8 protein-coding genes are annotated in these 7,971 nt (G+C 61.4%); 4 read left to right on the top strand and 4 right to left on the bottom strand.

The window, feature by feature from the left end:
- Positions 1-206: 206 nt before the first annotated feature.
- Positions 207-1,175: a dihydroorotate dehydrogenase gene (locus M3436_17465; GenBank protein ID MDQ3565811.1), complete on the bottom strand. Its 969-nt coding sequence runs from the start codon at positions 1,173-1,175 to the stop codon at positions 207-209.
- 8 nt (positions 1,176-1,183) lie between these two features.
- Between M3436_17465 and M3436_17460 the strand changes: the two genes are divergently transcribed.
- Positions 1,184-1,678: a tRNA (cytidine(34)-2'-O)-methyltransferase gene (locus M3436_17460; GenBank protein MDQ3565810.1), complete on the top strand. Its 495-nt coding sequence runs from the start codon at positions 1,184-1,186 to the stop codon at positions 1,676-1,678.
- 17 nt (positions 1,679-1,695) lie between these two features.
- Here the strand turns inward: M3436_17460 and M3436_17455 are convergent, their stop codons facing one another.
- The 3 genes from M3436_17455 to M3436_17445 all read right to left on the bottom strand — a co-directional run bounded on the left by M3436_17455 (position 1,696) and on the right by M3436_17445 (position 3,708).
- The gene (locus tag M3436_17455) at positions 1,696-2,676 is read right to left on the bottom strand and encodes an NAD(P)-dependent glycerol-3-phosphate dehydrogenase (GenBank protein ID MDQ3565809.1); all 981 of its coding nucleotides are present in this window, start codon (positions 2,674-2,676) and stop codon (positions 1,696-1,698) included.
- Between the two features lie 76 nt (positions 2,677-2,752).
- Positions 2,753-3,250, bottom strand: coding sequence for a protein-export chaperone SecB (secB, locus tag M3436_17450; GenBank protein ID MDQ3565808.1), 498 nt, complete (start codon positions 3,248-3,250; stop codon positions 2,753-2,755).
- 32 nt (positions 3,251-3,282) lie between these two features.
- Positions 3,283-3,708 carry a rhodanese-like domain-containing protein gene (locus M3436_17445; protein ID MDQ3565807.1) on the bottom strand — a complete coding sequence of 142 codons (426 nt, stop codon included), beginning with the start codon at positions 3,706-3,708 and terminating at the stop codon, positions 3,283-3,285.
- 277 nt (positions 3,709-3,985) lie between these two features.
- Between M3436_17445 and gpmI the strand changes: the two genes are divergently transcribed.
- From gpmI to M3436_17430, 3 genes are all read left to right on the top strand, one after another.
- On the top strand, positions 3,986-5,605 hold the full coding sequence (gene gpmI, locus M3436_17440) for a 2,3-bisphosphoglycerate-independent phosphoglycerate mutase (GenBank protein MDQ3565806.1): 1,620 nt from the start codon (positions 3,986-3,988) through the stop codon (positions 5,603-5,605).
- A 58-nt stretch (positions 5,606-5,663) separates the two neighbouring features.
- Complete coding sequence (locus tag M3436_17435; protein ID MDQ3565805.1) at positions 5,664-6,998, top strand: S41 family peptidase; 1,335 nt, start codon at positions 5,664-5,666, stop codon at positions 6,996-6,998.
- A 490-nt stretch (positions 6,999-7,488) separates the two neighbouring features.
- Positions 7,489-7,971, top strand: a 483-nt coding sequence (locus M3436_17430) for an IS1595 family transposase (protein ID MDQ3565804.1), incomplete at its 3' end; no start/stop codon positions are given.

Raw genomic sequence — 7,971 nt, 5'->3', positions numbered from 1 at the left:
TTCCAAAGGGGAGAGGCGCAGCTCTCCCCTTTGGTCGCCCCACGGGGTTGCATACCCCGTGGTGGCGAAATCTAAATTGACTCCAGCGCGCTTTACCAACAGCTTTCTCCGGCGACAATACTGGCTTATTCTCCACTTAATGAGAACAGCATAAGTATGCGTTTTCATCAATGATAGCAAAAATGGGTATCGAGGATTGCGTCCACTCAGCCCGTGCACACCGCCGACGCGGCGGCATGGGGCTTCAGCGTCCCAACCAAGTCCGAAACCGAGCGCACGCGGTGGCGCTCGAGGTACTCGATGATCCCGCGGTTGATCTTCGGGCAGATGAGCGGATCGTAGAACAAGGCCGTCCCGATCCCGACCGCCGTCGCCCCTGCGATCAAGAACTCGATGGCATCGGCGGCGTTCGTGATCCCGCCCTGCCCGATGATGGGAATACCGTGCGGCCGGCACACTTGGTAGACCTGGTGCACCTTCAACAACGCGATGGGTTTGATGGCCGGTCCCGACAATCCCCCCTGGTTATTGCCTATCACAGGGCGGCGGGTCTCGATGTTCACCACCATCCCCATGAGGGTATTGATGACCGCCAAGGCGTCCGATCCCGCCTCGATGCAGCGGCGCGCGTTCTCGGCGATTTCGGTCTGGTTGGGCGAGAGTTTCGTGATCAGAGGCTTGCGCGTGACCGCCCGGCAGGCCGCCACCACCCGGGCGGACATATCGGGATCGTTCCCGAAGGCGACACCGCCTTCCTTGACGTTGGGACAAGAAATATTGATCTCGATGGCATCGATGGGTGAATCATCGAAGATCCGAGTCACCTCGCGGTATTCTTCGATGGTCGAGCCGCACACGTTGGCGATGAAACGCGTCTCCTCAAAATTCAAGCGCGGCAAAATGGCGTCGACTACCGCCCGGGCGCCGGGGTTCTGTAACCCGATCGCGTTCAGCATGCCGCCCGGCGTCTCGGCGATCCGGTGCGGGCGGTTCCCGAGTCTCGTCTCGAGCGTCGTCCCCTTCAAGCAGATCGCCCCGGCATCGCCGTTGGAAAATCCGGCGACGCGCGTGTATTCTTCGCCGAAGCCCACGCACCCTGACAACAACACCAACGGGGTCGCGAAAGGCAAGCCGCGGAAATCGACGGCCAGCATGTCTTGTTCTCGTGCAGCCATCAGCCACCTTGTTTCATGTTGTTCTTTATCAGCCGGAAATCCCGCCGAACACGGGCAATATTATACGGCTGTGCGCGAATACCGGAGCGCGCTTGCATCTTATCGAGCCGCTCGGATTCTCGCTCGAGGATAGGCGCCTGCGGCGCGCCGGCCTGGATTATCACGAACTGACGGGGATCGCTGTGCATGCCGAGATCGGGGCGTTTATGGCGCGCGTGCAACCGCTACGGGTATTCGGGTTTTCAACCACAGGGCAAGGTTGTTATACCGACATCGCTTTCCGGCCCGAAGACGCATTCCTGTTCGGTCCCGAGACTCGGGGGCTACCACCGCACCTCCTTGAGCGGCTCGGTCCCGAGAACATCTTCCGCATTCCGATGCGGGCCGGATGCCGCAGCCTGAACTTATCGAATGCTGTGGCCGTCATTGTTTACGAAGCCTGGCGGCAGCGGGGTTTCCATGGCGCGGGTTCATCGGCAACGCAAACTGCTTTGTCTAGATGACCAATTCGCCCGATAGCCTAGCTGCACTCGATCTCCTGGCGCGGCTCGCGCGCGAGCAATGTCTGCACCGCCTCGCGCGGCTCACACTCGCCAGCCACAACGCGCACGACCTGCTCGGCTATCGGCATTTCGATGGCGTGTTTTCGCGCCAAGGACAATACCTCGTAGGCCGTGCGGACGCCTTCCACGACCTGGCCGATGCGGCGTAGCGCCTCGGGCAGGCTCACGCCCCGCCCGAGCATGAGGCCGAGCCTGCGGTTGCGCGACTGATCATCGGTACAAGTGAGCACCAAATCACCGATGCCGGCGAGACCCGTGAGCGTCGCCCGCTGGCTCCCCAAGGCCAAGCCCAAGCGCACCATCTCGGCAAGCCCCCGCGTAATCAGAGCCGCGCGCGTATTGGCGCCGAAGCCGAGGCCATCCCCGACGCCCGCCGCGATCGCCAGGACATTCTTTACCGCCCCGCCGATGGCGACCCCGGTGAGGTCCTCGCTGATGTAAGCCCTAAAGCTCCGGTTATGTAAACGCTTGACCAGATCGCGCGCGAAAGGCTCGTTACGCGAGGCCACGGTCAGCGCGGTCGGCAGACCCGCGGCAACTTCCGCCGCAAAGCTCGGTCCGGAGACCAAGGCGGTGACCGTGTTCATCCCGAGCACCTCCTCGACGGTTTCGTGCCCCAGCTTGTGGGTGCTCGCTTCGATGCCTTTGCATGCCAATGCGATGCGTAAGGTTCCCGAAACCTGAGCCAGAACGTCACGCGTGACCTCGCGCAAGGCATTCACGGGCACCGCGATAATGACATCCCGTATGCTGGCCGGCGGGAGGTGCGTAATCGGCATGACCGCCTCGGGCAGGACGATGCCAGGAAGGAAGCGAGTGTTGCGGCGCATCTCGCGCAGCGAGGCGATGTGCGCCGGATCATGCCCCCACAGGTAGGTCGGCTGCCCGTTGCGCGCCAACAGGACGGCAAGCGCCGTGCCCCAGGAGCCGGCGCCCATCACGAGAATAGGCGCCGTTGTGTTTGCCGCGGGGGAAGGATCCAACGCCGGTTGCGAACGCGGTTAAACCCGCTTCCTAATGCTGCTCCGCGTGGGACGGCACCCCCTGCTGGCGGCGCTTGAACTCCTGCGCATAGAGCGCATCAAAGTTAACCGGGGCGAGCAGGAGCGGCGGATACCCCCCGCGGATCACTAAGTCGGATACCGCCTCGCGGGCATAAGGAAACAGTATATTGGGACAGGCCGTCGCCAGGATCGCCCCCAGGTGCTCCGGGGGAAAGCCCGCGATCGTAAAGATCCCCGCTTGTTGTACCTCGACCACATACAGCGGTTTATCCTCGCTATGCACGGTGACGGTCACGGTCAACACCACCTGGTGGACCTCCTCATCGAGACGCGTGGCTTGATTATTGATCCGGACGTCGATGGTCGGATTCAATTTCTGCAGAAACGCGTGCGGGGACTGCGGCGCCTCGAAGGAAATATCCTTGGCATAGATCTTTTGGATCGCCAACTGGCCGGCCAGCGGTTGCGCTTGCGTAGGGTTGCTCTGATCCCCGTTGGCGCCTGTCATAGCTCTGCCTCGCTTAACAACTCCGCCCTCCTCTACTTTTTAGTGACCGGTAAATTGCTCTGCTGCCATTCTTGCATTCCGCCCTTGAGCCGGTAGATGTTCTCGAATCCCGCCTTGGTCAAAGGCTCCACCGCGGCGGCGGAGGTGTTCCCGGCCTGGCAGCAGAGGATCACCGGTTTCTTGCGATCGAGCGTCACCGTGCCCGCGCGGCTCGCCAGGTCCGCGAGCGGGAGGCTCAGCGAGCCTAAGATATGCCCGCGGCCATAGGCCGCCTGATCACGCACATCGATAATGGTCGCGTCCTGATGATTTACGATTCGAGTCACCTCGGCCGGAAGCAGTTGCGGCGCCCCGCCCGCGGATCCTTTCGCGACATACAGCGCCAGCACCAAGATATTCAGCACCAGCACGGAAAACAATATCCAGTGATTCACTATGAATTCGCCAAGTTGCTCCATTTAATCTCCTCTACCCCGTTCGCCGCTACACCGCGTTGCCCAGCCATCGTGATCTCGCCCCGAGCACCGCCGTGCAACCGGCGTAACGCATGGGCGCATTTTGCCAGGCCACGGATGAAAAGGCCATGCTCACCGCCACGCGAAACGCCCGCGCTTGGCATCCCCGGTGTGCGCAATCAATGACACCGGATCATGATACACTCGCGCGGATGTTTACCAGCCAGTATGCGGTTTCGTAGAGCCACCGCAGCTACCCGTCGCGCCTCGCCTCACGCGCATGCCCCTAATCCCGCGCCCCCTAATCCTCGCCGTCCTCGACGGATGGGGCCACAGCGACACTACCGAATACAATGCCATCCATAGCGCGCATAAGCCGGTTTGGGACGATCTCTGGGCATTGTACCCGCATACATTTATCGGTTGCTCGGGCCTAGACGTCGGCCTGCCCGACAATCAAATGGGAAACTCCGAGGTCGGGCACATGCACCTCGGCGCCGGACGCTTGGTGTTGCAGGAGTTCACGCGCATCACCCGCGCCGTCGAAGACGGTTCCTTCTTCCGCAACGAGAACCTGATCGCTCCCGTCGACCGCGCAGTGCGGAGCGGGCGCGCGATCCATATCTTGGGTCTGCTCTCGCCCGGGGGCGTTCACAGCCACGAGGCGCACATCCTCGCCATGATGGACCTCGCGGCCAAGCGCGGCGCAACGAGGATCTACCTGCATGCCTTCTTGGACGGGCGCGACCGCCCCCCGAAAAGCGCCGCCGACTCCATTCTCGAGGCGCAGGTCAAGATTGCCGCGACCGGCGCGGGACGGATCGCCTCACTCATCGGCCGCTATTTCGCCATGGACCGCAACCACCAGTGGAGCCGTACCCAAGAAGCCTATGATCTCATCGCCCACGGCCGCGCCCGCTACCGATCCACGGACCCATTCATCGCCCTCGACATGGCCTACGCGCGCGGGGAGGCCGACGAGTTTGTCCAAGCCACGGCGATCGTACCCGCGAACGGCGAGGTGGTGACGGTGGCCGATGGCGATGTTGTGGTGTTCATGAACTTCCGCGCCGACCGCGCCCGCCAGCTCACCCGGGCTTTTATAGAACCCGATTTCGACCGCTTCGAGCGCGGACGGATGCCGGCGCCCGGCGCCTATGTCAGCCTGACCCGCTATCACGCCGATTTTCACATTCCCTGCGCCTATCCCCCGGAGCGCCTGCACAACGTCTTGGGCGAATACCTCGCCCACCAAGGACTCACTCAACTGCGCATCGCGGAGACGGAAAAATACGCCCACGTCACCTACTTCTTCAACGGCGGCGAAGAGCGCGTCTTCGACGGCGAAGATCGGATCCTGGTGCCCTCGCCCCATGTCGCGACCTACGACCTCAAACCCGAGATGAGCGCCGACGGTATCACGGATCGCCTGGTCGAGGCGATTTATAGCAAGAAATACGATGTCATCGTTTGCAATTTCGCGAATGCCGACATGGTCGGCCACACGGGGAACTTCGAGGCCACGGTCAAGGCGATCGAGGCGATAGACACCTGTCTCGGACGCATCGTGGCCGCGATTCAAGCCGTGAGCGGGGAGATGCTCATCACCGCCGATCACGGTAACGCCGAGAAGATGCGGGGGGTTTCCACCAAGATGCGGCGCGGGCAGCCGTACACGGCTCACACTCGCAATCGCGTACCGCTGCTCTATATAGGGCGTCCCGCCGGACTTGCACGGAGCGGTACGCTCGCCGATATTGCCCCAACGCTGCTCTATCTTCTCGGGCTTGATCCTCCCGCGGAAATGAGCGGGCGCACGCTGGTCGCGCTGGAACCGTCGCAAGGGACCTGTCGCCAATCGCTGCGGCCACGGCAACGCCTGGGCCGCTTATTGCGGTAATGGCGAACTTAATCGTAATCTTATTTGATTTCCCGGTGGAGTTCGGTAAATGAAACATATGGTGAAAAACGTTTTTATTCTGGCGCTCGGGCTCGGCCTTGGCATTCAACTCGCTGGCGGCGGAAATGAGATCGCCAATGCCGCCTCGAATCCGCGCGCGGGCTTACCGCTCGATGAGTTGCGCACGTTCACCGAGGTATTCGCGAAGATCAAGAGCGATTACGTCGAAGAGGTCGGTGACGCGGATCTACTCGAGAACGCGATTCGGGGAATGTTGTCGGGGCTCGATCCGCATTCGGCCTACCTCGACCCCGACGCCTACGGCGGCTTGCAGGAAGGGACGAGCGGGGAATTTGGGGGCCTCGGTATCGAGGTCGGGATGAAGGACGGCTTCGTCAAGGTAATCGCGCCGATCGATGATACGCCGGCGCACCAAGCCGGGATCAAGGCGGGGGATCTTATCGTCCGCCTTGACGATACGCCGGTAAAAGGCATGAGCCTTAACGACGCGGTAAAAATGATGCGGGGCAAACCCGGAACGACTATCCAGCTAACCATCATGCGCGAAGGCGAGGAAAAGCCGCTGGCGATTTCCGTAAAGCGAGCGGTAATCAAGGTGCAAAGCGTCAAGAGCCGGACCTTGGAACCGCAACTGGGCTATGTACGCATCTCGCATTTTCAAACGCGCACGGGCGACGATCTCACCGCCGCCCTCGACACCCTGAAACGCGAAAACAAATACAGGCTCTCCGGGCTCATCCTCGATCTGCGTAATAACCCCGGCGGGATCTTGGGCTCCGCGGTGGCCGTCGCCGACGTATTCATGGAAAAAGGTCTCATTGTCCTGACCAAGGGGCGCGGCAAGGGATCCGAGCTGAGCTTCGAAGCGAAACCCAAGGATGCCTTGAACGGGGCGCCGATGGTCATACTCGTCAACGGCGGATCGGCCTCGGCCTCGGAAATCGTGGCCGGCGCGCTCCAAGACGCCCGCCGCGCCGTGCTGATGGGGAGCAAGACCTTCGGGAAAGGCTCCGTGCAAACCATCCTGCCGATGAACAATAACGCCGCGCTTAAGCTCACGACCGCCCTTTACTATACTCCCTCGGGTCGGTCCATCCAGGCCGAGGGCATCGTCCCGGACATCATTTTAGACCGGGTAAGAGTGGCTGCCGCGGAGAATCCGGCCTTGGACGAGATTAAAGAGAGCAACCTCACGCGACACCTCTCGAACGGGAAGCAGCCCCCTGCCGAGGCGGCGCCGACCGAAACCAAGCCAACGGATGCAAAAGCGAATACCGAAAACGGTCAAACCCTGGCGACCAGCGACTATGAATTGTACGAAGCGCTTAACTTGCTCAAGGGTCTCACGCTGCAACGGCGCGCACCCAATTAGACTTGGATGCTGGCAATGATCGCATGATTATCATGCGATCATTGCTAGACCGTCTCTCCACTGACCCACAAATTCTGCGGAAGAGCCATAAAATTCTTGTTTGTCGATCATCTCTAATCCGGTATCCGAGGACTTTCGCATCTTTTATCACTTATATTCGATACAGATCGCAACCCCCGCCGCGATCTCCTCCATCACCGGCTCGAGGAACGCCCCGCTTCTTTACCAAGCGGGATTGATCGATAGACCGGACCTGGAACGTATCGGCCCCCGACTTCTGGGAGGCCGTTCAGTTTGTTGGGCTCAAGGTAAACCATCCATGGATAGTTGACGTAGGGTGGCTTCCAGTCCGTGATCGGGACGATGATCTTCAGGGGTAACCTGCCGATGCTGTTGGAACCATGCCTATCCGGTTGACGCCCACTACCCCTAGGGGTAGTGTTCGCGCGTGGCGAAGCACTTCCCGACGACGTTGCTTGAATTCCAGCAGATGTTCCCCGATGAGCGGGCCTGCGGCGCTTATCTGGAGCGAGTCCGTTGGCCGGATGGCTTCGCGTGCCTTTGGTGCGGCGCCGTGGGCGCGGCGTACCGCTTCGAGAATAGGCCCACGGTCTTGCGGTGCCGCGCCTGTCGGCGGAACACCTATCTCACGGCGGGGACAGTGATGCACGCGACTCATACGCCACTGCAGGTCTGGTTCTGGGGAGCGTACCTCGTGACGACGCAGACGCCGGGTATCTCGGCGCTGCAGTTCCAGCGCCAGCTTGGGCTGAGCCGTTACGAGACGGCGTTCCAAATGCTGCACAAACTGCGCGCCAGCTTGGTTCGCCCCGACCGGGACCGCATTGGTGCAGAGTGGCCGGTCGAGGTGGACGAGACGCTCGTCGGCGGCAAGACGCGGGGCAAAGGCCGCGGCGTTCACCACAAGACCTACGTCACAGGTGCCGTTGAGGTCCGCAAAAAGCGCGACCAG

It is taken from the genome of Pseudomonadota bacterium (genome assembly GCA_030859565.1).
GTDB lineage: Bacteria > Pseudomonadota > Gammaproteobacteria > JACCXJ01 > JACCXJ01 > USCg-Taylor.
The sequence above is the reverse complement of the archived record's forward strand: the minus strand, read 5'-3'. Positions and strand labels throughout refer to the sequence as shown.